Source organism: Sorangium sp. So ce117 (genome assembly GCF_051524395.1).
In the GTDB taxonomy this organism is placed as follows: domain Bacteria; phylum Myxococcota_A; class Polyangia; order Polyangiales; family Polyangiaceae; genus Sorangium; species Sorangium cellulosum_B.
Window position 1 is genome coordinate 3,323,395 of record NZ_CP150309.1, and the last position, 25,901, is coordinate 3,349,295.

Annotated in this window: 26 protein-coding genes; 10 read left to right on the plus strand and 16 right to left on the minus strand. The window is 72.3% G+C overall.

Going from position 1 to position 25,901, the window contains the following annotated elements; translation table 11 throughout:
* Positions 1–348 precede the first annotated feature (348 nt).
* Complete coding sequence (locus WMF46_RS12570; RefSeq protein ID WP_437985836.1) at positions 349–768, plus strand: hypothetical protein; 420 nt, start codon at positions 349–351, stop codon at positions 766–768.
* Positions 769–843: 75 nt separating this feature from the next.
* On the opposite strand, the gene WMF46_RS12575 is transcribed toward WMF46_RS12570, so the two are convergent.
* Positions 844–1,374 carry an N-acetyltransferase family protein gene (locus tag WMF46_RS12575; protein WP_437985837.1) on the minus strand — a complete coding sequence of 177 codons (531 nt, stop codon included), beginning with the start codon at positions 1,372–1,374 and terminating at the stop codon, positions 844–846.
* 206 nt (positions 1,375–1,580) lie between these two features.
* Here WMF46_RS12575 and WMF46_RS12580 point away from each other — a divergent pair, with 206 nt between their 5' ends.
* Positions 1,581–2,021 (plus strand): CBS domain-containing protein, encoded by a 441-nt coding sequence (locus WMF46_RS12580; RefSeq protein ID WP_437535180.1) that lies wholly within the window; start codon positions 1,581–1,583, stop codon positions 2,019–2,021.
* Positions 2,022–2,057: 36 nt separating this feature from the next.
* Here the strand turns inward: WMF46_RS12580 and WMF46_RS12585 are convergent, their stop codons facing one another.
* The 5 genes from WMF46_RS12585 to rarD all read right to left on the minus strand — a co-directional run bounded on the left by WMF46_RS12585 (position 2,058) and on the right by rarD (position 8,048).
* On the minus strand, positions 2,058–2,729 hold the full coding sequence (locus tag WMF46_RS12585; RefSeq protein WP_437985838.1) for a class I SAM-dependent methyltransferase: 672 nt from the start codon (positions 2,727–2,729) through the stop codon (positions 2,058–2,060).
* Between the two features lie 35 nt (positions 2,730–2,764).
* The gene (gene pepN / locus WMF46_RS12590; RefSeq protein WP_437985839.1) at positions 2,765–5,383 is read right to left on the minus strand and encodes an aminopeptidase N; all 2,619 of its coding nucleotides are present in this window, start codon (positions 5,381–5,383) and stop codon (positions 2,765–2,767) included.
* 212 nt (positions 5,384–5,595) lie between these two features.
* Entirely contained in the window at positions 5,596–6,660 is a 1,065-nt protein-coding gene (locus WMF46_RS12595; protein ID WP_437985840.1) for a lysylphosphatidylglycerol synthase domain-containing protein, read from the minus strand.
* 209 nt (positions 6,661–6,869) lie between these two features.
* On the minus strand, positions 6,870–6,998 hold the full coding sequence (locus WMF46_RS12600; protein ID WP_437985841.1) for a hypothetical protein: 129 nt from the start codon (positions 6,996–6,998) through the stop codon (positions 6,870–6,872).
* Positions 6,999–7,025: 27 nt separating this feature from the next.
* Positions 7,026–8,048 carry an EamA family transporter RarD gene (rarD, locus tag WMF46_RS12605; RefSeq protein ID WP_437985842.1) on the minus strand — a complete coding sequence of 341 codons (1,023 nt, stop codon included), beginning with the start codon at positions 8,046–8,048 and terminating at the stop codon, positions 7,026–7,028.
* 240 nt (positions 8,049–8,288) lie between these two features.
* On the opposite strand from rarD, the gene WMF46_RS12610 reads away from it, so the two are divergent.
* On the plus strand, positions 8,289–8,636 hold the full coding sequence (locus WMF46_RS12610) for a hypothetical protein (RefSeq protein WP_437985843.1): 348 nt from the start codon (positions 8,289–8,291) through the stop codon (positions 8,634–8,636).
* A 106-nt stretch (positions 8,637–8,742) separates the two neighbouring features.
* Here WMF46_RS12610 and WMF46_RS12615 read toward each other — a convergent pair whose 3' ends face one another.
* The gene (locus WMF46_RS12615; protein WP_437985844.1) at positions 8,743–9,114 is read right to left on the minus strand and encodes a thioredoxin family protein; all 372 of its coding nucleotides are present in this window, start codon (positions 9,112–9,114) and stop codon (positions 8,743–8,745) included.
* A 100-nt stretch (positions 9,115–9,214) separates the two neighbouring features.
* Between WMF46_RS12615 and WMF46_RS12620 the strand changes: the two genes are divergently transcribed.
* The 5 genes from WMF46_RS12620 to WMF46_RS12640 all read left to right on the plus strand — a co-directional run bounded on the left by WMF46_RS12620 (position 9,215) and on the right by WMF46_RS12640 (position 12,834).
* Entirely contained in the window at positions 9,215–9,751 is a 537-nt protein-coding gene (locus WMF46_RS12620) for an RNA polymerase sigma factor (RefSeq protein ID WP_044964694.1), read from the plus strand.
* 90 nt (positions 9,752–9,841) lie between these two features.
* Complete coding sequence (locus WMF46_RS12625) at positions 9,842–10,669, plus strand: N-formylglutamate amidohydrolase (protein WP_437985845.1); 828 nt, start codon at positions 9,842–9,844, stop codon at positions 10,667–10,669.
* 112 nt (positions 10,670–10,781) lie between these two features.
* Entirely contained in the window at positions 10,782–11,396 is a 615-nt protein-coding gene (locus WMF46_RS12630) for an ArsR/SmtB family transcription factor (RefSeq protein ID WP_437985846.1), read from the plus strand.
* On the plus strand, positions 11,387–12,205 hold the full coding sequence (locus WMF46_RS12635; protein WP_437985847.1) for an SRPBCC family protein: 819 nt from the start codon (positions 11,387–11,389) through the stop codon (positions 12,203–12,205). Before WMF46_RS12630 ends, WMF46_RS12635 begins: the two co-directional genes overlap by 10 nt.
* 224 nt (positions 12,206–12,429) lie before the next feature.
* Complete coding sequence (locus WMF46_RS12640; protein ID WP_437552147.1) at positions 12,430–12,834, plus strand: hypothetical protein; 405 nt, start codon at positions 12,430–12,432, stop codon at positions 12,832–12,834.
* Positions 12,835–12,852: 18 nt separating this feature from the next.
* On the opposite strand, the gene WMF46_RS12645 is transcribed toward WMF46_RS12640, so the two are convergent.
* The 3 genes from WMF46_RS12645 to WMF46_RS12655 form a co-directional block, all read right to left on the minus strand.
* On the minus strand, positions 12,853–13,836 hold the full coding sequence (locus WMF46_RS12645) for an STAS domain-containing protein (protein ID WP_437985848.1): 984 nt from the start codon (positions 13,834–13,836) through the stop codon (positions 12,853–12,855).
* Between the two features lie 6 nt (positions 13,837–13,842).
* Positions 13,843–15,030, minus strand: a complete 1,188-nt coding sequence (locus WMF46_RS12650) for an FIST signal transduction protein (protein WP_437985849.1) — start codon at positions 15,028–15,030, stop codon at positions 13,843–13,845.
* A gap of 172 nt (positions 15,031–15,202) precedes the next feature.
* Complete coding sequence (locus WMF46_RS12655) at positions 15,203–16,762, minus strand: SLC13 family permease (protein ID WP_437985850.1); 1,560 nt, start codon at positions 16,760–16,762, stop codon at positions 15,203–15,205.
* Positions 16,763–16,896: 134 nt separating this feature from the next.
* On the opposite strand from WMF46_RS12655, the gene arfB reads away from it, so the two are divergent.
* Positions 16,897–17,328: an alternative ribosome rescue aminoacyl-tRNA hydrolase ArfB gene (arfB, locus tag WMF46_RS12660; RefSeq protein WP_437985851.1), complete on the plus strand. Its 432-nt coding sequence runs from the start codon at positions 16,897–16,899 to the stop codon at positions 17,326–17,328.
* Between the two features lie 56 nt (positions 17,329–17,384).
* Here the strand turns inward: arfB and WMF46_RS12665 are convergent, their stop codons facing one another.
* The 3 genes from WMF46_RS12665 to WMF46_RS12675 form a co-directional block, all read right to left on the minus strand.
* Positions 17,385–18,350, minus strand: coding sequence for a Uma2 family endonuclease (locus WMF46_RS12665; protein WP_437985852.1), 966 nt, complete (start codon positions 18,348–18,350; stop codon positions 17,385–17,387).
* An 86-nt stretch (positions 18,351–18,436) separates the two neighbouring features.
* Positions 18,437–18,982 (minus strand): NUDIX hydrolase, encoded by a 546-nt coding sequence (locus WMF46_RS12670; protein WP_437717309.1) that lies wholly within the window; start codon positions 18,980–18,982, stop codon positions 18,437–18,439.
* A gap of 167 nt (positions 18,983–19,149) precedes the next feature.
* Positions 19,150–20,637, minus strand: a complete 1,488-nt coding sequence (locus WMF46_RS12675; protein WP_437985853.1) for a D-arabinono-1,4-lactone oxidase — start codon at positions 20,635–20,637, stop codon at positions 19,150–19,152.
* A gap of 270 nt (positions 20,638–20,907) precedes the next feature.
* Here WMF46_RS12675 and WMF46_RS12680 point away from each other — a divergent pair, with 270 nt between their 5' ends.
* Positions 20,908–21,876, plus strand: coding sequence for a hypothetical protein (locus tag WMF46_RS12680; RefSeq protein WP_437985854.1), 969 nt, complete (start codon positions 20,908–20,910; stop codon positions 21,874–21,876).
* 85 nt (positions 21,877–21,961) lie between these two features.
* On the opposite strand, the gene WMF46_RS12685 is transcribed toward WMF46_RS12680, so the two are convergent.
* From WMF46_RS12685 to WMF46_RS12695, 3 genes are read right to left on the minus strand one after another with little or no spacing between them, the layout of a single operon-like run.
* Positions 21,962–22,786, minus strand: a complete 825-nt coding sequence (locus WMF46_RS12685; protein WP_437985855.1) for a hypothetical protein — start codon at positions 22,784–22,786, stop codon at positions 21,962–21,964.
* Positions 22,787–22,800: 14 nt separating this feature from the next.
* Positions 22,801–23,847: a nicotinamidase gene (locus WMF46_RS12690; RefSeq protein ID WP_437985856.1), complete on the minus strand. Its 1,047-nt coding sequence runs from the start codon at positions 23,845–23,847 to the stop codon at positions 22,801–22,803.
* Positions 23,848–23,905: 58 nt separating this feature from the next.
* On the minus strand, positions 23,906–25,846 hold the full coding sequence (locus WMF46_RS12695; RefSeq protein WP_437985857.1) for a hypothetical protein: 1,941 nt from the start codon (positions 25,844–25,846) through the stop codon (positions 23,906–23,908).
* Positions 25,847–25,901 lie beyond the last annotated feature (55 nt).

The following is a 25,901-nucleotide window of genomic DNA, read 5'->3' on the forward strand; positions in this document are numbered from 1 at the left end:
GGTTGTCACGAGCAGGAAAACCGCATTGCGCGACACCTCCTTATGCCCATGGCGAAAGTGGGTGCTCGGTCTGCTCGGGTCTGCTCGGTCACCCGCGACATCGTGGGTGTCGTGTCGACACCGGAGGACAGCGGCGTCCCTCGCGCTGCGCGAGAGGGACCGCGGCTGTTGTCCTCCGAGCAGCTGTGCGAGCGATCGGCAGGGGTGAATCTCCGTCGAACACCCACCTTCGGAGAGGTGGAGTCGGGTCCGCGCGTGACTGTCGCGCACGGACGTCGGCGGGGCTCGGCTGAGCCGCGCCGGTCCGCGAGCTGTGGTGTATGCTGTTCCGAGCGGTCGGAGGGCTGGATGATCCATCGACAGACGGGCGAGATCGAGCTCACATCCGGGCTTCGCATCGGGCCCTCGTACTCGGAAGCGCAGTTCTTGTCGTCGCCGCTCGCGCGGATGGCCAACGCCCTGAGCCAGGCGCAGCCGTGGAGCGGATACCGGACGTCGCGCCAGCGCATCGGCTTCCGGACCTTCCGCATCACGCTGCACTTCTGCAGCGGCAAGATCGCGTGGGTCGAGCTGTTCGAGGTGGGCGCCGAGTCGAAGGCGTTCTGGAACGACTGGTCCGAGAAGGAGGAGGCGGAGCGCAAGGCAAGCCACGACGCCTGGCTGGCGTCGATCCTCGGCGCGCCGCCGTACGAGTATCCCTGGGGAAAGATCACCTCCCAGTACGACCCGCGGGGCGGTTACAGCAGCATCGTCGTGCGCTTCGGCTAGCGCGCCGGGGCGCTGGGGCTCGATGCCGTCGCTGGCGCACGGGCCGGCGCCGCCCTCGGCGTGGGATCCGGGGCGCTACAGCGCTCGCCGGTAGCGGATCTCCGGGAGGCTGCCGGCGCCGACCCGCGCCCACCGCCGCGCGCCGTCGTGGGTGAAGCCGGAGAGCTCGTAGAAGCGGCGCGCGCGGGTGTTCCCCTCGAGGACCCAGATCGTCATGGTCCTGTGGCGGCGCCGGGCCAGGTCGTCCTGCGCCGTGTCGAGCAGCGCGGCGCCGAGCCCGCGCCCCCACGCGGCGGGCAGGAGGTAGATCGTGTAGAGCTCGCCGACGTCACCCGGGTCGTCGTCGCGCGTCGGCCCGGCGCTCGCGAAGCCGAGCCCGGCGTCCTCGGCGCAGAGCACCCAGGTCCGCGTCCCGGTCGCGGCGTCGCGGCTCAGGACGCGCTGCCAGCTCACCTCGCGCGCCGGCACGGAGAGGGCGTTGAGATCGGCCGCCGGCACCAGGCCCAGGTAGGCCGCCTGCCAGGAGTCGACCTCGATGTGCGCGATGACGGCCGCGTCGGCCGGCCGCGCCCTGCGGATGACCGCCCCTGTGATCCGCTCTGACATGGTGTCTCGCACCCCAGGTTGGCTTTCGCCGCGGCGCCCCGCCAGGGCGCGCCGCCCGGCGCGCTCGCCCGCCGGAGGCGCCATCAAGCGGTCCCCGACGCCGCATTCATCATGATGCTCCATCCCTCGCCGGCGATCGTCCCCTAAGGTCCTTTTGTGCGCGGTGACGCTGCCGAGCGCTGCAAACGGAACCGAAGGAGGGAACCATGCTGTGCAAGGAGATCATGAAGCAAGACATCCAGAGCGTCCTGGCCGACGACACCATCCAGACGGCCGCGTGCAAGATGCGCGACGCGAACATCGGCTTCCTTCCTGTCTGCGACAGCGCCGGGAGGGTGCTCGGGGCGCTGACGGACCGCGACCTCGCCATCCGGGTGCTGGCCCACAGCCGGCCGCTGAGCACGAAGGCGGGCGACGTCATGACGCGCGGGGTGGTCGCGTGCCGGCCCGACGACGACGTGCAGCGCGCGGAGCAGCTGATGGGGCAGCACCACAAGTCGCGCGTCCTGTGCACCGAGGCGGACGGCCGCCTGGTCGGCATCATCAGCCTGTCGGATATCGCGCAGAGCGAGGACGACAGGCACACCGCCCAGACCATCCGCCGGGTGACCGAGCGGGAGGCGGTGCAGCACGAGAGCACGCGATAGCTCGCCGGGCGCTCGCCTGAGCGCCTCGCGGCGCCTTCACCCCGGCGCTCCGCCGCCGATCGCGCCTGTCGCCTCGGCCGTGAGCAGGCGCGTCCTCCGGCCCGACGCGAGCGTCAGGTGCTGTCCCCAGCTCGTCTGGTGCGGCATGTCCCCCTCGACGAGCTCGCTCGCCCGGATCTCGAAGCCCGCCGCGCGGTAGGCGGGGCGCAGCGTGTCATCGACCCACGCGTCCGAGAGCTCGGGGAGCCCGAGCCGCGCCGCGTAGGGCCGGTCGTCGAAGACGCTCTGGTTGAGCAGCGCGATGAGCTCCCCGCCCGGCCGGACGAGCCGGCGCAGCGCCTCGAGCACCGGCGCCTCGGGCAGCACGAGGGCCGAGAGCAGCGAGGCCCAGGGGAAATTGAGGGTGAGGGTGTGGGCGAGCCCGGTGAGCTCCTCGGGCAGCGCCTGCACGGACGCGACGACGAAGAGCGCGTTCGGCCGCCCGCCCCGGGCGACCTTGCGGCTGGCGCGCCATGACACCTCGCGCATCCGCTCCCCCGCGGGGTCGACGCCGATGCAGTACGTATCGGCGTTGGCGCCGGCCGAGCGGTACACGAAGCGGCCGTCCCCCGTGCCGACGTCGATGAGGACGCGCGCGTGGCCGGCGAGCTTCGCCTCGAGGTCCGCGCGCGTCCACGTGACGGACGTCTTCCCGAGCTGCACGATCATCGTCGCCTCGAGCGCCGCTCTCCCCGGTTCCTCGCTCAGCCGGGGGCGCCCCCGCCCCCCGGGCGGTGCCCCTCGGCGCTCGCCGCCGCGAGCTCCCGGCAGGCGAGCGCCCGCGCGAGGTCGTCGCTCGCCTCGCGGAGCATCCGGACGAGCATCGGCAGCCGCGGCGCCGCCGGCGCGCCGTCCGGGGCCCGCCCGAGCGCCGCGGTCCGCGCCTCCGCGCGGGCGACGAGGTCCCGCTCGACGCGGTACGAGGGGAACAGATGCGTGAAATACGCGGACGCGAGCTCGTGCGTCCGCGTCTCGAAGACCTGCTGCACCTGCTCGAAGAACGCCTGCGCGTACGGCTCGAGCAGCGCGCGCTGGAACGACCAGTTGAAGCCCGACATCGCCGCGCTGGTGAGGTGCAGCGAGCCGTACCCGTCCTCGTGGAAGCGCGCCCACGCCGCGGCCTTCGCCGCCGGATCCGGGCGCGCCGTCTCGGCGCGCAGCGCGGCGCGCTGGCCGCGGTCCGACGGGTCGCGCTCGCGCTCGGCCGCGAGCCGCTCCTCCGCGCCCTCCATGCCGCGCGCGATCCACTTCACGGCGACCGTCCAGCGCATCTCCTGGTCGATCTCGAGGCCGTCCACCTCGATCTCGCCGTCCGCGAGGCGCGCGGCCAGCGCGAGATCCGGCGCGGAGTACGCCGCGTTGAAGAGCGCCCGCGCCCACACGATCTGCGCGTCGCCGCGGGGGGCCGACCGCAGGGCCGCGAGGGCGAGGCCGGTGAACGCGCTCGCCTCGGCCTCGCGCAGGGGATCCGGCACGTAGCGCGCGAGCGCCGTCGCCGCGTTCGTGAGCACCGGGTCGACGAGCGAGAGGTCCGGCTCGGCGGGCAGCTTGTCCCTCACCAGCGCGAGGTACGCGGGGGAGGCGAGCTTCTGGTCGCGCACCATGCTCCAGAGCGACGACCAGAGCAGCTGGCGCAGGAGCGGATCCTCCACGCGGCCCATGTGCTCGCGCACGAACGCGAGCGAGGCCGGGTCGAGCGCGATCTTCGCGAACGTGAGGTCGTTGTGGTTGGGGAACACGAGGAGCGGCGCCCGCTGCCCCCGCGCGGCGGCGACCTCGGTCGCCGCGCCGTCGATCTCCGCGGGCACCGAGTCGACGACGAGCGCGCCGCCCTCCTCGCGCGCGAGCGCGACGTCGATGCGGTGCGGCCGGAGGGTCGGGTAGTCGGCGGGCGCCGTCTGCAGCACGCGGAGCCGGCCGATGCGGTCGCCGTCGGGCTCCCACTCGGCCGTCAGCGTGTTGAGGGACGCCTGCTCGAGCCAGAGGCGCGACCACGCGCCGAGGTCGCGGCCGGAGCCCTCCTCCAGCGCGGACAGGAACTCGCGCAGCGTCGCGTTGCCGTACTGGTAGCGCTTGAAGTACCGGCGCATCCCCTCGCGGAAGGCCGGGAGGCCGATCGCCGCGACGAGCTGCTTCATCGCGGCGGCGCCCTTGCCGTACGTGATGCCGTCGAAGTTGAGGAACGTGTGCTCCGTGTCGGCGAGCTCCCCGGCGATGGGGTGCGTCGTCACGAGCTGGTCCTGCCGGTAGGCCCAGCTCTTCATGACGTTGAACGCCTTCCACACGGCCGGCTGGAACCGGGTCGCCTGCTCCATCGCGAGGAAGGCCATGTACGTGGCGAAGCTCTCGTTCAGCCAGAGATCGTTCCACCACCGCATGGTCACGAGGTTGCCGAACCACATGTGGGCCATCTCGTGGAGGAGCACCTCCGCGCGCGTGAGGCGCTGGTGGTCCGTCGGCGGGTCCCGGAAGATCATGCGCTCGCTGTGGGTCACGGCGCCGACGTTCTCCATGGCGCCGGCGTTGAACTCCGGGACGAAGACCTGGTCGTACTTGCTGAAGGGGTAGGGGTAGTCGAAGAACTCCGGGTAGAAGTCGAAGCCCTGCTTCGTGATCGTGAAGAGCTCCTCGGCGTCGAGGTGCCTCGCGAGCGACCTGCGGCAGTAGAGCCCGAGGGGGATGCCGCGGTGCTCGTCGCGGACGCCGCTGTACGGGCCGGCGATCAGCGCGAAGATGTAGGTGCTGAACCGGGTCGTCTCCTCGAACACCCGCGTCGTGCGCCCGAGGCCGGAGCCGAACGTGCGCGCGACGCGGGCGTTGCCGATGACCTCCCAGTCCTCGGGCGCGGTGACGGAGAGCCGGTAGCTCGCCTTGATGTCCGGCTGATCGAAGCAGGGGAACACGCGGTGGGCGCTGAACGGCTCGAGGTCCGAGTAGACGTAGTCCTCGCCGTCCTCCGGGTCGCGGAAGTGATGGAAGCCGTCGCCTGTGTGATCGTAGTCGTTCTCGTAGACGACGCGCACGCGCGTCTCCGGGGCGAGCAGCCTCCCCGGGAGGAGGATGCGGCAGTCGGACCACGCGGGCTCGATCTCGACGCCGTTGATCTCGAGCCGCTCGATGCGCCCGCCGCGGAAGTCGATGAACGTGTCGCCGTGGCCGCGGACGTCGAAGTACGCGACCGCCTCGCCTCGGTAGCCGCTCTCGCCGCGCGAGAGGTCGAGCGAGAGCTCGTAGCGCGCGCTGCCGATGCGCGCGGCGCGCTCCTCGGCCTCGCGCTGGGTGAGCACGTCCCGTCCAGGGCCACCGGTCTTCTCCGCCATCATGCGCGCACACCCTAGGCCGAAGGGCCGGAGGGAGGCCAGCGATCTGCCGCTGTCGCGGTCGCTGCGCGGTCGGGCGACCGCCGCGCCTCCGCGCCCATCGGCGCCCACCGACCATCGAGCGCGCGCTCGGCCGAGCGTCCGTGAAAGCGGCGAGGTCGCGAGAGCAAATTCTTGTATATTGGAAATTTGTACTATCGGCCACCGCGAGCGGCTCAGGGCGCCGGGGGGCTGCGGCGCCACACGAGCGCGACGGCGATCCCCGCGAGCGCGAAGGCCGCCTGGAGGAGGTGGACGAGCAGCGAGATCGCGACGGCGGAGCTCGCGGTGAGGCCGAGCAGCGAGGCGGCGAGCGTGAAGGCCCCGTCGGTGGCGCCGATCTGGCCCGGGATGAGGTCGCCGGCGGCGGTGCCCGCGGCGCCCACGCCGTACGCGGCGAGCGCGCGGAGAGGGCCGCTCTCGGCGCCGACGACGGCGAGCAGCACGCCGTACTGCACCGCCTGGAGCGCCCGGCCCGCGAGGCAGGCGGCGAACGGCCCGGCCGGGACGGGCGGGCGCTCGTGGACGGCCTCCTGGAAGGCGGCGGCGAGCTGGCCGGCGCGGGCGAACCGCCGGGTGATCCACGCCGAGGCGGCGCGCTGCCGCGCGGCGAAGGCGACGCCGAGGCCGCTCGCGACCAGGAGGGCCGCGTGCGCGAGCACGCCGAGGGCGAGCGGGGAGGCGCCGCCGATGTGGAAGAGGGCGATGGCCGCGAGGAGCGAGAGCGGGGCCGAGGACAGGAGCGCGAGCGACTGGTTCGCCGTGGCGATCGCGGCCGCGCGCGCGGCGCCGACGTGGGGGGAGAGCAGCGCGGCCTTGACCGCCTCGCCCGCGGGGCGGCCGGCCGGCATCAGCGTGATGACGGGGTAGGCGACGGCGTGGATGCGAAGGAGCTCCGCGGCCGGGACGCGCCGCGGCGCGCAGAGCACGCCGGTCGCGAGCGCCTCGCAGCCGACGCGCGCCGCCTCCAGCGCGATCAGGAAAGGCACGAACGGCGCGGCGCGGGTCACCGCGGCGAGCATCTCGGCCGCGCCGACGTGGTGGATGAGCGCGGCCAGGGCGGCCAGGCCGAGGCCGCCGAGCGCCGCGTGGAGCAGCGCCTTTCGCCGCGCGCGGCGGGCGGCGGGCGCGTCCGGGGCGGCGGGCGGAGCGGCCGGGGCGCGCGCCTCGCCGCCGGGCGCGGGACTGGGATCGCTGCCGGCGCATTCCGCTGCCGCTCGGGCCGGAGGCAAGGGAGCCATGGGAAGTGGGTGCGCTGCGAGGAGCGTGCCGGCGCCGTGTGGGTGCGGCGTGCGCACGCGGCTGTGAGCTGCCTCGCGGAGCGCACGCGCCATGGGCATGCAGCGCGCGCACGCGGCGGTGATGCTTCGAGCTCCTCGGCGAGCGGGAGCTCACGTGGGACCTCCGGACGAGCCGCGGTGAGCGCCCCGGTGCTCGCGGGCGCGGCCGCTCACGCCGGATCGAGCGGGGCGTGGAGTCGCGTGCCGGGTACGACGATGCCCCCGCGGTCGCCGGGGGTCAGCGCGCCGTAGCGCTCGCGGAACACCGGCGGCAGCGGCCGCGCCATTCGGCGGTTCAATTTCCTCCTGCCTCGCCGCCGGCGCGCTCAGGACGCGCTCGTCCTTCCCGAACGGCGCGCGCGAAGCACGGCGTCGGCGCTGAACACCGCGAGCCCCGTCCAGATGCAGGCGAAGCTCACGGCCTGGGCCGTGCTGAACGGCTCGTCGTAGACGAGCACGGCCAGCAAGAACTGGCCGCTCGGCGCGAGGTACTGGAGGAAGCCGACGGTGGTCAGCGACAGGCGGCGCGCCGCGTTCGTGAACCAGACGAGCGGCAGGGCCGTGATGATGCCCGTCGCGGCGAGCAGCAGGTGGGTCCGCAGATCGGCGCGGCCCGCGGCGCCGGCGCCCTCGGCGTGGAGGGCGGCCAGGTAGGCCGCGCCGAGCGGGGCGATGAACGATGTCTCCAGGGTGGAGCCGGGGAGCGAGCCGACGGCGGCGACCTTCCGCAGCAGGCCGTACACCCCGAACGTGCTCGCCAGGCCCAGGGCGATCCAGGGGATCGAGCCGGCGCGCACCGCCAGGTACACGACGCCCGAGGCGGCGAGGCCGAGCGCGAGCCACTGGGCGGGCCGCAGCCGCTCTCGCAGGAAGAGCATGCCGAGGAGCACGCTGAGCAGCGGGTTGATGAAGTAGCCGAGGCTGGCGTCGAGCAAGCGCCCCACCGCGACGGCGTAGATGAAGAGGACCCAGTTCGCCGACACGAGCGCGCCGGTCACCGCCATCGCCGCGACGACGCGCCGGTCGCGCAGGGCAGCGCCGAGCGCGCGGCCCTGCCCTGTGGCCAGCGTGAGCGCCACGAACGAGAGCAGGCTCCACACGGTGCGGTGGGCCAGGAGCTCGACCGCGCCGACGTGCCGGAGCTGCTTCCAGAAGACGGGGACGACGCCCCAGGAGCTGTAGGCCGCGATCCCGTAGGCGACGCCCCACGCGGCCTCCTTTCGGCTGTCGCGAGCATCTTCGGGCGTGCGCATCGGGGTCGTGCTTCCTCGGCGGCGTCGCTCGACGCCGCCCGTCGCCCGGCGCCGCTGCTGCGAGGCGCCGCTCGCGTTCGATCGGACGGCGAACATGGCGAACCAGCTCGGCCATTTCAAGCCCTCCCTGAGAGCGCCGGGCTCGCAGGCTCGCCGCGAGGCCGCATGGCATCCGCGTTGCTGGATGCGGGGCGCGGCGCTGGAGTCCGCAGCGAGCACAGCGAGGTAGGTATGCGAAGTGTCTACGCTTCAGCAGGGTTATGTGCAGCGATGATGGTCGCGTGCACGGGAGAAACGACCGGCGAGACGCGGCCTGGAGGCGCACAGCCTGAAGACATGGGGTTCGTGACCGTCCAGTGGTCCATCGAGGACAAGACCGACGCCGCTCAGTGCAAGGCGCGCGGCGCGACCGCGGTCGAGCTGGTCCTCATCAACACGAAGAGCAACGAGGTCACGCGGCAGGTGGTCCCCTGCGAGCGGTTCGACGCGAGCGTGCAGCTCGTCGCCGACGACTATGTCGGGACGCTCTCGCTCGTCGACGACAACGGCAGGCCGGTCAGCGATCCGCAGGCGGTGGGGCCGTTCGAGGTCTCCGGCGACGAGTCGACGACCCGCAAGGTCAGCTTCCCCGCCGCCGAGAGGCAGCGCGGTCCGCACCGGCAGCCCGAAAGGCCACGGCGGTAGGCCACAGGCGGATCGCGCCGGGCGCCGGATCGCGCCGGGCGCGCCAGAGCCCCTTCACGGGCCGATCGCGGCCGCCCGCCCGCGGAGGAGCGCTATCGAGCCGCCCTCACGGCGGTGAGGGTGCTCGGTCCCTCCCCGCGCCGCCGGGGAGCCCGCCCCCTTCGATCAGCCGGAGGAGCTTGTCCTTCGTGGTCAGCCCCACGTGACGAGCCACCTCCTTGCCCCCGGCGAACGCGACGACGGTCGGAAAAGCGCGGATGCCGAGGCGGCGGGCGATCCCCGGGCACCGATCGCCGTCGACCGCCACCACCTTCAGGCGCCCCGCGCCTTCCTCCGCCAGCTTGTGCAGGATGGGCGCGAGCGCGCGGCACGGCGGGCACCACTGCGCGGTCAGCTCGACGAGGACGGGCACCCCGGCCTCCAGCACCTCGGCGTCGAAGCTCGCCTCATCGATCTCGCGGACAGGATTCGTGGACATGGCGTGAACCTCCATGCCCTGGCAGGTCTCGAGGGCGGCATCCATTACAGCGCTTACCCGTTGTAATGTGGGGGCGGCTCGACACCTGACCTCCTGGACCATGGGCGCCATCAAGGACGCGGACGATCTCCTCAACCATGTGTCGCACCTTGTGCGCTCCGAGCGTTCGGCGCTCGCGGCGCTGGCGCGCGCGGAGGGGGTGACACCAGAAGACGCGGTCGACTGCGTGCAGGAGGGCCTCTGCACGCTGCTCACGCTCGCGCAGCGGGGCGCCCTCCCGGAGGACGTCGGCGCGTGGGGGGGCGTGCTCGCCGGGACGGTGCGGAACGCCGCGCGCAACCGGCGCCGCCGTCACTTCCGCGCCCGGCCGCACGACGACGTGGACGCGCACCCGGAGGCCGCCGGGGACGTCCCGGCGACCGACGAGGCGATCGCGCGCGCCGAGGAGCACGTCCGCCTGCGCGCGTGCGTCGAGGAGCTCTGCGAGATCCAGAAGGCCGTCGTGACGCTGCGCATGCTCGAGGAGCAACCCGGAGAGGACGTGGCGCGCGCGCTGGGCATCTCGGCCGGCCACGTCGCGGTGCTCCTGCACCGGGCCAAGCTCGCGCTGCGCGCGTGCATGACGTCGCCGCACTGAGCCCGCGCGCCGCGCGTGCCGCCGCGCGCCCTCGCGAGAGCGCGCGCGGCGCGGGCGCGCCGGTGTCTGCTATGTCTTGGGCGAGACGTCATGAGCTCTTCTTCGTCCGCTTCGCCAGCCTTGCGCATCCTCGCGCCCGATGAGCCGCCCGCGTTCGAGGTGGTGAACCCCGAGGGCCGCTCCAGCGCGGTCCTGCTCTGCGACCACGCGTCCAACGCGGTTCCGAGGAGCCTCCCCGAGCTGGGCAGGCAGCACGAGGCGCTCCGCGAGCACACCGGCTGGGACATCGGCGCGGCGCGCCTCTCGCGCCGCCTGTCCGCGCTCCTCGACGCGCCGCTCGTGCTCTCCGGCTACTCGCGGCTCGTCATCGACTGCAACCGGCCGCTGGGCGCGCCGACGTCCATCCCCGAGATCAGCTGCGGCGTGCCCATCCCCGGCAACGCCATCGACGCCGCGGAGGCCCGCGCGCGGGCTGACGCGTGCTTCTGGCCCTACCACCGCGCGATCACCGCGCTCCTCGACGCGCGGCGGGACCGCCGGGAGCGCACGGCGATCCTCAGCGTGCACAGCTTCACGCCCGCGATGCCCGGCGAGGACCGGCCGTGGCACGCGGCCGTCCTCTACGGGCGCGAGCGCAGGCTCGCCGCGCCGTTCCTCGAGGCGCTGCGGCGCGAGCCTGGGCTCTGCGTCGGCGACAACGAGCCCTACCGCGTGACCGAGGGCGGCGACTACGGGATCCCCACGCACGGCGAGGCCCGCGGCCTGCCCTGCGTGCTCCTCGAGATCCGCCAGGACGGCCTGCTGAGCGACGAGGGCGTGGAGGCCTGGGCCCAGCGCCTCGCGGCGAGCTACCGGGCCATCGAGGCGAGCGGCGTCGACCTGAGCGCCCTCTCCCCGGACGCGCCCGCCGGTCGGTGACGTAGGCGGGGCTCGAGGCCCGGCGGCGAGGGGATCGCGCCCCTCGCCGTGGCGGGGAAAGTACGGCCTGCGGTCATTGACAAAAAAAATTGTCAATGATACCCACGGCGGTGTGCTCGACGTCGACGTCATCGAGGATCCGGCAGCGGCAGCGGCAGCGCTCGAGCCTGTCAGGAGCCGGCTGCTCTCGGAGCTCTCGGCGCCCGCCTCCGCCGCCACGCTGGCCACGCGCCTCGGGATCGCGCGCCAGAAGATCAACTACCACCTGCGCGCCCTCGAGGCGCACGGGCTCGTGCGCATGGCCGGGACGCGCAAATGGGGGGGGCTGACGGAGCGCCTGCTGGTCGCGAGCGCGGCTTCCTACGTCGTGTCGCCCGGCGCGCTCGGGCCTGTCGCCGCGGATCCGGAGCGCGCCTCGGACCGCCTCTCCGCGACCTACCTCATCGCCCTGGGCGCGCGCGTCGTGCGCGAGGTCAACGATCTCCTGCGGCGCTCGCGGGAGGCCGACAAGCGCCTCGCGTCGCTGTCGATCGACGCCGAGGTCCGCTTCCGATCTCCGGCGGAGCGCGCCGCCTTCACCGGCGAGCTCACCCGCGCGGTGACGGCGCTCGTCGCGCGCTACCACGACGACGCGGCGCCAGGCGGGCGATCGCACCGCCTGGTGATCGTGGCTCACCCCACACCCACACCGAACGAATCACCAGGAAAGGAGTCATCATGCCCGTGAGAAAAGACGCGTCCGGCCGTCGCAGCGTCGAGGCCGAGGTCGAGGTCCCCGGCAGCCCCGAGGAGGTGTGGCGCGCCATCGCGACCGGGCCCGGGATCTCGTCGTGGTTCGTGCCGAGCGAGGTCGAGGAGCGCGAGGGCGGCACGACCGTCTCTCACTTCGGCCCGGGCACGAGCATGGATTCGGTCGCGACCATCACGGCCTGGGAGCCGCCTCGCCGGTTCTCCGCCGAGGCCCCGGAGGACATGGGACCCGGCGGCCCCAAGGTCGCCACGGAGTGGATCGTCGAGGCGCGGTCCGGCGGGACGTGCGCCGTGCGCGTGGTGCACAGCTGGTTCGCGAGCACCGACGACTGGGACAACCAGTTCGAGGGCCACATGCACGGCTGGGCGGCCTTCTTCCGCATCCTGCGGCTCTATCTGGCCCACTTCCGTGGCCAGCCCTGCGCGGCGTTCCAGCTGATGGGCGCCGGATCCGAGCCCAGAGCCGCGACATGGGGCGCGTTGCTTGGCCCGCTCGGGCTCGCTGGCGCCGCGGAGGGACAGCGGGTGAGCTCCGCCGCCGGCGCGCCGCCGTTCGCCGGCGTTGTCGAGCGCGTCGGCCCGAGCGAGCACCCGGAGCTGCTCCTCCGGCTCGAGGAGCCGGCGCCGGGCATCGCCCACCTGTTCGCCCTTCCCATGGCCGGGCAGATCTTCCTGCCGATCCGGCTGTATCTGTACGGCGACCGGGCGCCCGCCGCGGCGGCGCGCGACGAGCCCGCGTGGCAGGCGTGGATGGCCGAGCGCTTTCCAGTGCGCGCGCCCGGTTGACCCTCCGAGGCACCTTGTCTCACGTGTGACGGCCTGACGCAGGCGAGCCTCCGCCGGGGGCGGCGGAGAGCGTCACTACGGGACGGCGCACATCGCTGCGAACAGCCTGATTCCCATCGGTTTCCGGCAAACTCTCGGGGCGGCACCGTTCGTGTATCGCCAGGCCCAAGGCAGCGCTCGGCCCTCGCGCCGGCGCTCGTTCAACGGAGTCGATGGAGGTACCGATGAACCATGCAGTCAATCCGAGGTGGTGGGATGATCACAAGACGTCCGGCTGGGACCGCGTGAAGGAGGCGCTGCGCCGCGACTGGGAGCAGACCAAGGCGGACTTCACCAGCACCAAGGGGCAGGAGCTCAACCAGGACGTCGGCGATACGGTGAAGCAGGCGCTCGGCAAGCAGCCGATCCCGCCGCGCTACGCGCCGAACACCGACTGGGATCAGGTCGAGCCGGGGCTGCGCTACGGCTGGGGCGCGGCGGGCCATTACAGCGATCACACCGACTGGGACGATCGGGTCGAGAGCAAGCTCAAGGAGGAGTGGAACGACCTCAAGAGCGGGCGCACCTGGGACGAGGCGAAGAGCGCCGTGCGGCGCGGGTGGGATTCGGCGCGGCGTAAGGTCTCCTGAGCCGCGCCCTCGACCGGATCACCGCCTCGACGGCGGGAGCAGCTCCCTCAGCGCGTCGTGCAGGCGGCGGTACGTCACGACGTCGCCCCGCGCCACGCCCTCCCGCACGAGATCCCGGGCGACGTCCGGGCCGATGCCGGCGAGCACGCAGGTGCTGCCGAGCAGCCTCACCGCCGTCGCCACGCGCAGGAAGAGCGCGAGCGCGCTCGCCTCCATCCGGTCGAGCCCGGTGACATCGATGACCACCGCGCGCGCCCGCCTGGCCGTCACGGCGGCGAGGAGCCGCTCCATGAGGAGCGCGCACCGCTCCTCGTCGACGAAGCCGATCACGGGGACGCAGAGGATCCGGCTCCAGACCTCGATGATGGGCATGGATAGCGCCCGGATCGCGGCGCGCTGGTGCTCGATGAGCGTCAGCTTCTCGGTGATCTCCCGCTCGTACGCGAGGTCGCGCGCCCGCGCGAGCTCCTCCTCGGCGCGGGCGCGCGCGAGCGCCTGCGACGCCGCGGGCAGGAGGCGGCGCACGAGGCTGACGTGGCGCGCGTCGAAGAAGGCGCGGTCCGGATGGACAAGCACGAGCAGCGACCGCAGGGGGCCGGCGTGGAGCGGCGCGTGGAGCGCGGAGCCGTAGCGCGCGAGCACGGGCTCCGGCTGGCGCTGCCACTCGGCGAGCTGGCGGAGGTCGAAGCTGGCGACCGGCCGGCCCTCGAGCGCGCGCGAGAACGCGGGCCCGGCCTCCCATTCGGTCGCCGAGAGGCCCGGATCGGTCGCGACGAGGGCGCGGCCGTCCGCCCCCTCATCGAACGCGATCACGAGCCCGGCGGCGGCCCCGAGCCGCTGCGCGGTCGCCTCGACGACGCGCGTCAGCGTCTCCGTGAAGCTGCCCGGCTCCGTGAAGCGCAGGAGCACCTCCGCCAGCCCTTCGGCCTCCAACCGGAGCGCTCGCTCCTCCTCCAGCGCGCGTAGCAGCTCCGCGATCGTCTCGTGGGCAGCCTCGTCCATCACATCTCAGTCTCCGAGCAGGACGACGCTGATGGAGAGGTTCGCGTGCTGGTTCTTGCCCCGGGTGAAGCACCCCTGCTCGCCGAAGGTGAACCTGCCGAGGAACGGCGTCTCCCCGAGCGACGCGGCCACCCCCTGGACGACGCGATCGAGCTCGCCGCGCACGGCGAGCATGCACCCCGCGCAGAAGATCACGAGCGCGCCCTGCGCGCGGAAGGAGGGCGGCGCGGCCCCCAGCGCGGCGTCGACCACGGAGCGGACCCGGCCGATCACGCTCTCGCGCGATCCCTGCATGAGCACGAGCTCGTCGCCCTCGTGGATGTTGGCGCCGAGCGTCATGGAGTTGTCCTTCTGCACGGTGTCCGGGTGGATGAGCAAGAACTGGGGGACCTTGCCGATCCAGCCCGAGGGCCGCCCGAGGGGGTGGAGCGCCGTGTGCTCCAGGATCGTCCCGCCGCCGAGCTGCGCGGAGATCAGGCCGCCGGTCCAGCGGTTGTAGACCTCGGCGGCCGGGAGCCCGTCGATCTCGGGCAGGCGCCTGCCCTCGGCGCGGGTCACGCGACAGCGGTGCTCGGTGGGGGCATAGCCGCTGCTGAACGCGTAGGAGATCTCCCCGGACGGGTAGAGGGCGGTCAGCAGCACCGCGCCCTCGTGGGCCAGCCCGCGCTCCATCTGCGATTGCCTGCCGACGATGGAGTCCGCCGCGGTGGAGCCGCCGAACACGGGCACGTTGGGGCCCACGACGTCCTCGATGCCGAGCAGGACGTCCTCCTCCGCGCCGGTCTGCACGCTGAGCCAGAGCAGGGCCGGGAGCTCGCCGGAGCGCCCGGCGTCCTCGATCGCACGCGCCGCGGCGCGCGCGCCGGCGGCCCGCGGGGCGCCGCCGATCCGCTCGGCCGCGACGCCATAGGCGCCGTGCGCGTCGGCGACCCCGAGCAGGGCGAGGCCGGGGCCGGGGGCGCCATGAACGCCGGCAGCGGTCATGACCGACTGGCACGAGCTCGATCCGTGGACGCGAACCGGCGGCGGCAGCGCCGCGGTGGCGCGCGCGAGCGCGTCGACATCATGGGAGGCCGTGTAGCTCAGGAAGACGTGATCGGGCTCCGCGCCGAGGCCCGCGCGCAGCGCCGACATGGCCTCGGCGAACGCGGCGCTCGCCCCCGCAGCGGTCGACGACGACGTGGCGATCTTCATCCCCGCGGCCCTCCCGTGCCCGCGGTCCGTGCCGCCGGCGCCGGTGCGCTCCACAGGCCGTCTGTCGCGTTCATGACCTTTTCCTTCATCGGCGTTCTTCCCGCTTGCGAGGCGCCCGGTGATCCCCTGCGCCGGCGCTTATACACAAAACCGCACCACGCCGCCCCTGCGCTCAGCCGCCGATGAGGTGCCGCGCGTAGCCGTACACGTAGACCGTGATGATCGCGGCGGCAGCCACGTTGAGCAGGAAGCCTGTCCGGATCATCACCGGGAGCCGCACGTATCCGCTGCCGAACACGATGGCGTTGGGCGGCGTGCCCGTCGGCAGCATGAAGTCGCAGGACGCGGCGATCGTGGCCGCGAACAGCACGCCGAGGTCCTGCGGGAGCACGTTGAGCGCCACGTTCACGGTGGCGGTGTTGGAGGCCAGCGCCGACAGGGCGATCGTGCCGGCGCTGGCGAGCCCGATCTGCGCGAGCAGCGGCGCCTCGGCGACCACCGCGAGCTTCGCGGCCATCCACGCCGAGAGCCCGCCGCCCTCGATTCCGGCCGCCATCGCGAAGCTGCCGCCGAGCAAGGCGAGCGTGCCCCAGGGCATCCTGCGCAGGGAGGCGAGCGAGAGGGCGCGCAGGGCGAGCAGGCCGAGCGCCGCCAGGACGGCCACGGTCGCCTCGTAGTGCTTGCCCTGCACCTTGAAGCCGGCCGCGGCGCCCGAGCCGAGCGCGGCGCCCAGGCCCTCGAGCGCGGCCTGGACGCGCGGCGCGAGCGCGGCGCGCAGCGGATCGCCGAGGATCCATAGCGCGCTCGCCGCCGCGAAGACGGCGGCGACCGTCTTCTCGCCGCGGCTCATCGGGCCCATGGCCGCGAGCTCGCGGTCGAGCGCGTCGCGCGCGCGGTCGGGGCCGAGCCCGTCCCGCTTGCCGACGCGCCACAGGGCGAGCCAGAGCAGCGGGACGAAGAGGACAACGAACGGCAGGGCGATCGCCATGTACTGCAGAAAACCGAGATCGTGGCCGAGCTTGTCGGCGAGGAAGCCGCAGAAGATGGAGTTCGTCCCGGTGCCGATCTTCGTGCCGATCCCGCCGACGTTGGAGGCGTAGGCCACCGCCAGCATGATGGCCGTCCCGTAGTGCGTGAGCCTGCGCCCCCCGGCGGCCGACTCCAGCTGCGCGAGCAGGGCGAGCCCGATGGGGACCATCATCACGGCGGTCGCGGTGTTGGAGATCCAGAGCGAGATGGAGCTCGTCGCGATCAGCATGCCGAGCAGGAGGCGCTTCGGGTCCGTGCCGACCGCCCGCATGATGTGGAGCGCCACCCGGCGGTGAAGGCTCCACTGCTCCATGGCGGCCCCGATCGCCATGCCGCCGAGGAAGAGGAAGATGTAGGCGTCGACGAACGGCGCGGCGGCGCGGGCCGCGTCGCCCGCGAGCCCGCGGCCGAAGACGCCGAGCAGCGGGAAGAGAACGAGCGGCAAGCAGGCGGTGAGCGCGACGGGGAGCACCTCGAAGAGCCACCACAGCGCCATCCACGCCGCGACCGCGGCCGCGTACGCAGGGCGGTCGCCATAACCAGGGACGGCGTGGAGCCCGCTCGGGACGAGCGCGATCGCGAGGGCTGCGGCCGGACCGGAGGCGACGCCGAGGCAGCGAAGCAGGCGGAGCCGCGCATGCGGCGGGTGGCCTCGGTGAGGGGCGCCCGGCGGCGCGGCGGCGTGATCAGGGGGGCCCTGCATGGCGACTCTATCGCACACGCGCTCCTCGCCGGCAGGCCGCGCCCTGCGCGCGGCGCGGCGGGCGCGGCGCGCGCGTGCTAGGCGTCAGCCGCTCCGCACGGCGCTCGCGCCGCCCGCAGGGCAGGAGAGCCGCCGTGTCCGATCCCCTCGTCGTCAACGATGCGCTGACCGCCCCGGCCGCGCTCCTCAGCTGGAGCGCCGTTCGCGCGTCGGGGCCCGGCGGTCAGAACGTCAACAAGGTCGCCTCCAAGGTGGAGCTGCGCTTCGACTTCGGCGCGTGGCCGGAGCTCGCCGACGACGCCAAGGCGAGGCTGCGCGTGCTGGCGCGCGGTCGGCTCGACGCCGAGGGGCGGCTGTTCATCGTGAGCCAGCTGACGCGCGACCAGCTGCGCAACCTGGACGACGCGCGCGAGAAGCTGCGCGCGCTGATCCTGCGCGCGCTCGAGGTGCCGGTGCAGCGAAGGCCGACGCGGCCGACGCGTGCGTCGAAGACGCGGCGGCTCGACGAGAAGCGGCGCACGGGCGAGAAGAAGCACGTGCGCCGCGGCGGGGGCGAGCACGAGTGACGGGGCGCGCGGGCGCGCGGGCGTCCAGCGCGCGCCCGCGCCGCGGCGGCCCTCGCTCAGCGCTTGCGCCGGGAGCCGGCGACGACCTCGGCGGCGGTCGTCGCGGTGGCCGCGCGCTTGATCCATCGCCGTAGCTTGCCCAGATCCTCGCAGCCGGCGATCGCGCGGGCCACCTCGGCCGGCGTGGCGATCCCGCGCGACTCGAGCACCGTGAGGATGGCCTCCTGCGCCATCCTGATCTCGCCGCGCGCTTCGCCCCGCGCTTCACCGCGCGCCTCGCCCCGTGCCTCGCCGCGCGCTTCACCGCGCGCCTCGCCGCGCGCTTCACCGCGCGCTTCACCGCGCGCCTCGCCGCGCGCCTCGCCCTCCGCGAGCGCTGCCTCGAGCGCGGGCACGCGCTTGTCGAGCAGCGCGCGCGCCACGGCGTCGTCCGAGGACGCGGCCTCGAGGAGCGCCTGGATCGGCAGCGGGCGCACGAGGCAGGGATCCTCGATGACCGCATCCTTCGGCAGCGGGCGCCAGCCGTCGGTCTCGCGCGACCACTCCATCACCCGGCGCTGCTTCACCAGGATGCAGAACACCCGCCGCACGCCGCGGGCGATCAGCAGGCGCGCCTTGGTTGTCGGGACGGCGAGGGCCTGCTTGTCGCTGACCTCGAACGCCAGCTCCTCCAGCCGCCTCCGGCCCGCGCGGTCGGGCTTCTGCGCGAAGACGCTGGCGTCGGCCGCGTAGTCGCTGCCGAGGTCGGTCCGGGTCAGCATGTCCACGGCGCCCCGGTAGCCCTCGGCGACGTGGGCGCCGAGGACGTAGGTCAGATCGAAATGCTGCGTCGCGTGCGGCGGATCGGCCGGGGCGGCGTAGACCTCGACGCCGTGGAGGTACTCCACCCGCGTCTCGGGCGGCGCCAGCCGGTCGTCCACGTGCGGCACGTGCGGGCGCGCCCTGCCGGCCGGAGGCGCGTGGACCGTGCGACCGGAGGCGCCGGCACCGGGAGCGAGGAGGACGTGATCGTGCCTGCGCATGAGCTCCATCCTAGCGCACCCAGCGACCGGCGGGCATCGCGGCGCCGGCGTCCGCGCGCCTCCGCCGCGCTGCCGCGTGGCGAGGCTCAGGCGCTCGCTCTCAGACAGCCCAGCTCGTAAAGCCCCATCCACCCGACCTCCGGGTCGGTGCAGGCGCCCTCCCTGAGCTGCTCCACGAAGTCCTCGATCGGCTTCTCTACCACGTCGATGAACTCCGTCTCATCCAGCGCTTGCGCCCTGTCGCGCGCGCAGTCCACCGCCAGGAACGCGTGTCGTTCGATGGTCGAGTAAGCGCACTCCAGCGGGCGGCCGAGCGGCACGAGCCGCCCGGCGACATACCCCGTCTCCTCGAGGAGCTCGCGCGCCGCCGCCGCCTCCGGGGCCTCGCCAGGCTCGACGCCGCCGCCTGGGAGCTCGTCGAGGATCCGATCGGGCCCCGGCCTGTACTGGCGCGCCAGGATCACCCTCTTCTCGCGGGAGATGGCGAGGACGCAGACGACTCGCCCCTCTTTCTTGAGCGAGAACGTGCGGACCTGCCCGTCCGGGAGCTCGAAGGTGACGTCCTCGATCCTCCGCCACGGCGAGTGCTGGACCACGCGCCGCTCCAATGCCTTCCACCGTACGACCGTCATGATCAACCACCTTGGAGCCGCGACCGCTCCGGCGCCGCCACGCGGAGGGGCGAGGCGCACGGACGGCCGCGCGGCGAGCACGGCTACCAGGCGCGACAGCCGAGTTCAAGAGAGCACATCCGAGGGCGCTCATCGCGCGAGCCTGTCCGGGCCTCCGGCGCTCTCACTCAGGCGGGGGCCGGCCGGGCGCTCATGGGAACGGCCTCCCTCGCGACGGCGAAGTGCCGCCGGATGAAGTCGTTCGCGAACATGCCGATCGGGTCGAGCTCCCTCCGGACATCGGCGAAGTCGACGTACCGAGGATATGCCCTCTCCGCGTACTCTCGATTCGTGAAATTGATCTTCCCCCAGTGCGGCCGGCCCTGATGGCGCTCGATCATGAAGGTCTCGATCTCGGCGAAGACGGCCTTCCAATCTTCCGCCTCGGAAGGGAAGTGCGCGAAGGTCAGGAACACCGAGTCGCGACCGTGGGCGGGGCTCATCCACGCCGTCTCCTTGGTGACCGTCCGCGCGAGGATGTACCCGTTGATCTTGAACGTCCTCCGCTCCATGAGCTCGAACAGCGAGGTGACCGCCGGTCCCAGGCCCTCGATCGGGATCGCGATCTCGGACTCGATGTGGCCAGCGACGACCTTGAAGCGAGGATCGTGAGCGAAGAGCAGGAGATCGTACGATTTTCCGACCTGGTAGGAGCTCGTGCTCACCGCGGCCAGCGCCGCCCTCAAAAAGCGTGGCTTCAGGTCGATCGGGACCCGCCGCGCGGCGTTCATCAAGACGCTCAACGTGAGCCTGTCGCCCACGGCGAGGAGCGGGTTGCGCAGCCTGTCCCAGAGGGACGGCTCTGACAGCTCCTCCCTCTTCGCGGCGTAGATGTGCTGCCTGCCGTACGGAAAGAAGAACACCTTGTTCATCGCGTACGGGTCGGAGAGCGAGAGAAAGTGAGCGGCGTTCGCGATCGCCGCCTCGGTCTCGAAGACCTTCTGGTGCTTCAGCACGTTGAACGACTCGCGGACCGCGAGCGTCGCCTCGACGACGATCCCCAGGCAGCCAAGGTTGGTCCTGACCGCATCGAGGTACTGTGCGTTGCGCGCGCTGGATATCTCGATGACCTTGCCAGACGACAGCAAGAGCTTCGCGGCGAGCACGGCGCTGGAGAACGAGCCGGTGCTTCCGGAGCCGTGGGTCGCGGTCGCGATGACACCTCCGACGTGCTGCGCGTCGACCTCTCCCAGGTTGACGAGCGCGAGGCCGGCGGCGTCGAGGTGATCGATGAGGTCCGCGACGCGCATCCCTGCCTGGACGGTGACTGTCTTGTTCTTCCGATCGAGCTCGATGAGCTCGTTGATGCGCGCGAGGCTGACCATCCATTCGTCCGTGCACACGATGTCGGACCAGGAATGTCCCGCGCCGACGATCCGGATCTTCTTGGACCTGGCCCTCGCGCTGTCGACGATCGCCACGAGCTCGTCGATCGACCCGGGCTCATGGAAGCTCTCGGGTTTGCACTGATGGTTGGCTCCCCAGTTTCGCCACGTTCCATCCGGACGAAGCGCATTGGACGTGGCGAAGAACCTCCTGATGCCCTGTGTGATCGCGCTCGGAAGCTGGACGTTCCCGAGACGTTTCCGGTTTGCTTCCACGAATCTCAGCTGCATGAGACCTCCGCGAGATGCCCTCGGGCTCACACACCCGCAAATAGTTGAGTGGCGAGTGGCCGGCCAGCGAGAACCTTGGGCACAGCGGGAGATCGAGATGAGCTATGTCCAGGACGCTGTTCGCGCAGCGCATGGCAGGTGGATCGGAGCCGGGCGCCCGCGGCGTCGAGCCGCCGCGGAACCTGCTCCACGGCCAGGCGGCGCGCTCGGTCAAGACATTGGCGTCGCCGGTCAAGGACGGGACGCGCGCTCGGCATCATCCTCTCTGGCATGACCTACCTCATCCCGAGCCAAGAACAGGCGCACGCGGGTCTGCGTGCCATCAAGGTCGTCCTTACCTCGGCCGGCCCCCTCGACGGATCGCGGCGCGACGCGATCGCCGCGGTGCAGCGGCACCTCCTCCGCACCGACGTCGACATCGACGCGCTCGCCCCGATAACGCCCGAGGAGCTCGCGCGCGCCGTCGAGCACCCTGCTTTGCGCGAGCAGCTCATCAACGGTCTCTGCGCCATGACCCTGTGCGGCGAGCGCGTCGATGAGCGCGAGCTTCTCGAGGTCGAGCGCTTCGCCGCGGCGCTCGGGGCGCGGCCGCAGGCGGTCCGCCAGCTCCACCACCTCTACGAGCGGCGGCTGCTCCTCCTGCGCATCGACATCAGCCGGAGCTCGCTGCTCGGCAAGAACGTGCGGCGCATGCTCGATGAGGGCGGCCTTTATGGGCTCGCCAGGAACGTCGCGAGCTTCGCGGGCATCCTGGAGAACGAGCCAGTCGCCGCGCGCTACCGCTCGCTCGAGGCGTACAGAGAGGGCACCCTCGGCAAGGCGCTCTTCACCTTCTATCGAGAGAACGGCTTCTCGTTCCCCGGCGAGAAGCGCGGCGTGCCCGAGGGCGTGCTCACGCACGACCTGAGCCACATCCTCGCCGGTTACGGCACGGACCTGCGCGGAGAGGCGATGACGATCGCCTTTCAGGCGGGGTATCGCCGCGAGAACCCGTTCGGCATCCTCGTGTTCCTGCTTGTGCAGCTCCAGCAGGGCGTCCAGCTCACCGTGCTGGCGCCGTCGCAGCAGGGGATGCTCGCCACGCCCGGGCTCGCCGACGAGCTCGTGCGATCGTTCGTTCGCGGAACGAAGATGAGCATCGACCTGATGGACGACTGGGACTTCTGGTCCGACATGGCGGTGGATCTCGACGAGCTGCGCCGCCGCTATGGCGTCGTCCCCTGGGAGGCCGCGGCCTGATCCGGGTCCTCCGCCGGAGCAGCCGAGAGGTGTGGAGGGCTCGCCGCCGCGCGGGGAGGCGCGCGGCGAGCCAGAGGCGCGCGCTTCACCCTCCGAAGCCGCCCGCGACCGTCTTCGAGAACGACGCGCCGCCCTGGCTGGCGCGCACCGCCGACTGGGAGAACAGCGCGAACGCCTTGCGGATGTCCGCCGCGTCGCTCTTCGGCGTCAGGATCCAGCGGTCCTCGATCCCCATGTCGCGGAAGACGGCGCGGAAATCGGTGTTCCCGTCGTCGATGCCGATCGCCGCTACGATGTGGGCCTCGGCCCGCCGCATGTCACGGACGAGGGCGCACACGTCCTTGGCCTTGGCCCACGTCGAGCCCGCGTCGGCGCCGTCCGAGATGATCAGCGTGACGGTGCGCGCCGGGACGCCGCTCAGCGCGAACTCCTGCGCCTTCGCGATCACCGTTCCGAGCAAGACCACCGTCTGATCGTAGAGGGGCGTGCCGAGCATGGGATCGTAGTTCTTCGTGTCCATCTTCACGGCCTGGGCGATCGGGCAGTACGGATAGAGCACCGCCCCGTTCAGGTAACGGTTGTGCGCCAGGATCGAGTCGCGCTGCCTGGAGTCGGAGAGGGCGCCCACCACGAGGTTGTGCCCGTCCCTCACCGACGGGGCGTTGCCGGCGAATTTGATGGATCCCGAGTCGTCGGGCATCACCGTGACAAGCACCACCTCCGACGACGCCACGTCGTCCACCTGCACGCCGAAGCCGGCCTGGATCTGCGCGCCCAGGTCGGTGATGTGCAGCGCCTGCATCGCCTCGGGCGAGAGCGCGCCGTCGTCCCGCGCTGCCTCGAAGAGCTGCTCGATGTCGAGCGAGCCATCGCGGCTCGTCCCGTTGTTGTTCTCCTTGTTCTTGCTCATCGGATCCTCCACGGTCATGCGCCCAGGCACGGAATCGGGTCGGTGCTCTTCACGAGGTTCATCCCGGCGGCGGCGAAGCGGGCGAGCGCCTTGTCCGCCTCGGCGGTGAAATCGACGGCGAAGCCCCCCTTGCCGTCGGGCACGGTGACCGGCGACATGCAGTCGGTCATCACGTAGATCTTCTTGGCGAGCGCGCGGTCGGTGAGCGCGATCTCCGTCAAGATGTCCTCGATCGAGCTGCGGACGCAGTGGCTCGCGGCCTGGCCGGCGATGATCACCGCGTCGGCGTGGAGCAGCGTCCTCAGGAAGCCCGTGCTCCGCTGCGCGAGCGGCTGGCCGTCGTGCCGCGTCAGCACCTCGGGCTGCATCACCGAGTAGTTCTCGGTGAGCGGGTTGCCGCCCTTGACCTCGACCCACGACTGCACCCCGCGCGCGAACGCGTGGAACATCCGCGCCTCGTGCACGACGCCAGCGAGCGCGTGGCCGTCGCTCCCGAGGATGCAGTGCGGCGGCCACAGGTAGAGCTTGTATTTCCCGGCCTTTTCGAGCTCCTCGCAGTAATACCGGACCTGCTTCATGAGCCACGGGTAGCTCCCGCCGCAGAGCCACTTCGCCACCGCGGGGTTCGGCCGCACCTCCCCCGCGTCGATCTGCGCCGTCGTGATCTCGCGGTGCGCGGTCAGCGGGCGGTCCTCGCGATCCACCCAGAAGGCCGGGAAGAAGATCTGGTAAGCGAAGTGGGTGTCCATCGTGACCGTCATGTTCGTGATCGACGCGAGGTTCCTGTAGATGAACTCGGCGATGCGGCGGCTGTCGTCGACGGCGCCCGTGCCGCTCCTGCCGGCGACGTAGAGCGAGCCCTGCGGGAAGCAGAAGTCCTTCTGCACGTCGATGAGCAGGAGGTGGACGTTCTGCGCGTCCGCGGCCGACGGCTTCACGCCATGCGCCTTCCGCCACGCGGCGGCGGCGCCGTGCAGCGCCTCTTCATTGGGGTGAAAGCCCCACCGCTCGGCGTTCTTGGCGTCATAGAAGGCGGGCAGGGGGAGCTCTGTCGATTTCATGGTCTCTCTCTCTCCTCTCGATCGGCCCGCGAGCGCGGGCCGTCAGCTCAGCGTGGATTCACGAGATACGAAGCAAGGTGATCGCCTGTGCGTCGACGACGAACAGGCCCTCTGGGCCGACGAGCAGCCGGGAAGCCTGGGTGACGAACGGCTCGGTGCCCGGGAACTGCCGCGTCTCCACGAGCGCGCCCCCGCGGACCTCGACGCGGACGACGCCGCTGTCGGTCGCCGAGAGCAGGAACCCGGAAGCCGCGCACTTGCCGGTCAGCGCGCCGAGCCACGAGCCGCCTTCCCCGTCGCCGTCGGCGACCGCCTCGACCGCGCCGTCCTCGCGCACGACGACGCACCGGTGCACGGTCCGGCCGGCTTGCTCGGCGGCGAGGAACAGCCATGCGCGCCCGGCGCGGGGGCGCCCGCGGCCGTCGTTCGACGACGAGCTCGGGCCGGCGTCGAAGACGCAGGTCGCCGCGGTGAGCTTGCCGCCCGGGAAAGGCAGCTTGACCGTGTCCTTGAGGCCGGGCCGATCGGCGTCGAAGACGAACGCTATCGAGACGTTCCCGGCGCGGTAGAAGCCGAGCCCGAAGGTGGGACCCACCCAGAACAGCGTTTGCCCGGCGAGCACCTCGCCCATCGGCACGGCGTCCGCCTCGCCCGAGAGCGCGGCGGCGCCCGGCTTCCCGCTGCGCAGGAGCTGCCCGCCGCGCGTCCAGTAGCGGGCGCGCGCGTTGACGTCGAAGATGGGCCTCGTCCCGACGCAGTCCACCTGGATCCGCTCGGGCGCGGCCCCCGGCGAGAGCACCACGAGATCGCCGCCCCGGCCGATCAACGTGGCTTTGCCGTGCACCGCGAAGCGCGTCGCGGGGTGCGGCGCGCCGGACATCACGACGGACCGGTCCTCGCGCAGGAAGCGGCCGCCCTCGTTCACGAGGTACGAGAGCCCGCCCGGGCCGAGGGCCGCGGCCAGGATCACCCCGCGCGTGCTCAGGATCCGCGTCGCCAGCACCTCGCCGTGGACGACCGTCGACTCCTTCACGACGGCCGGCGCTGCGCCCGCGCAGGCCTGGCAGGCAGGGCGCGCGTGCTCGACGCCGCACGAAGGGCACCTCGTCCAGGCGAGCGCGTCGAGCAGCCGGCGCGGGAACACGCCGCGCCGGTCCTCGACGAAGACGCGGTAGAGCGCGTCCAGGAGATCGTCCGGCAGGACGCGGTACGGGATGGCCGGCTTCGGATACCGCACCTCGCGGTCGAACACGGTGATGCGGCGGAGCGGCCTCGCGCTCTCGGGCACCCGCGCCGACGCGGACCGCGGCCGGAAGACGCCGCCATAAGGCCCCACGCAGAGCAGGCTCTGCATGACCATCACAGAGAACGCGTACCAGTCGGAGTCCTGCGAATACGGCCTCGACAGGAGCGGCCGGGGGAGCGAAGGGTCGCAGAGCAGCGGATCCACGAAGCGCTCGGTGAACACCTGGCAGAGGTACGGGCCGAACTGGAAGCTGTCGGCGTCGATGACGAACACCTCGCCGCCGGCGACGAGCACGTTGAGATCGTTGAAGTCGCCGATCACGACGCCCCGGTCGTGGATCGCCGCGACCGCCCGGTGGAGCCGCGCGAGCACCTCGGACACCGCGGCCGACGAGAGCCCGCCGTGGCGCATCGACGGCTCGCCGTAGCGCAGGAGCGGCTCCGCGCCGCGCACGAGGCGCATGGCGTAGCCCACGACGCGCTTCCTGGTTTTATCGGTCGCGAGCTCGAGGGGCGCGATCACCTGATCGGGCAGCGCCGGCGGGAACGCGCGCAGCTTGTCCTGGTGGCGCTCGATGCGCACCTCGGCGGCGCGCTGCTCGGCGTCCTGCCCGGCGTAATCCGGGTGATCGGGCGTCTTCCAGACCTTGAGCGCGCGGCCGTCTCCGAGGTCGAACACGTCCGCCTCCCCGCCTTTGCCGATCGAGGCCCGAGGGTCGAGCCGAACCCGCTTTGAACCAACATAAACGTCCACAGTCGCCTCCTCCGGACGCAATCGAACCGAATCAAGCGCAATCAAGCGCAATCAA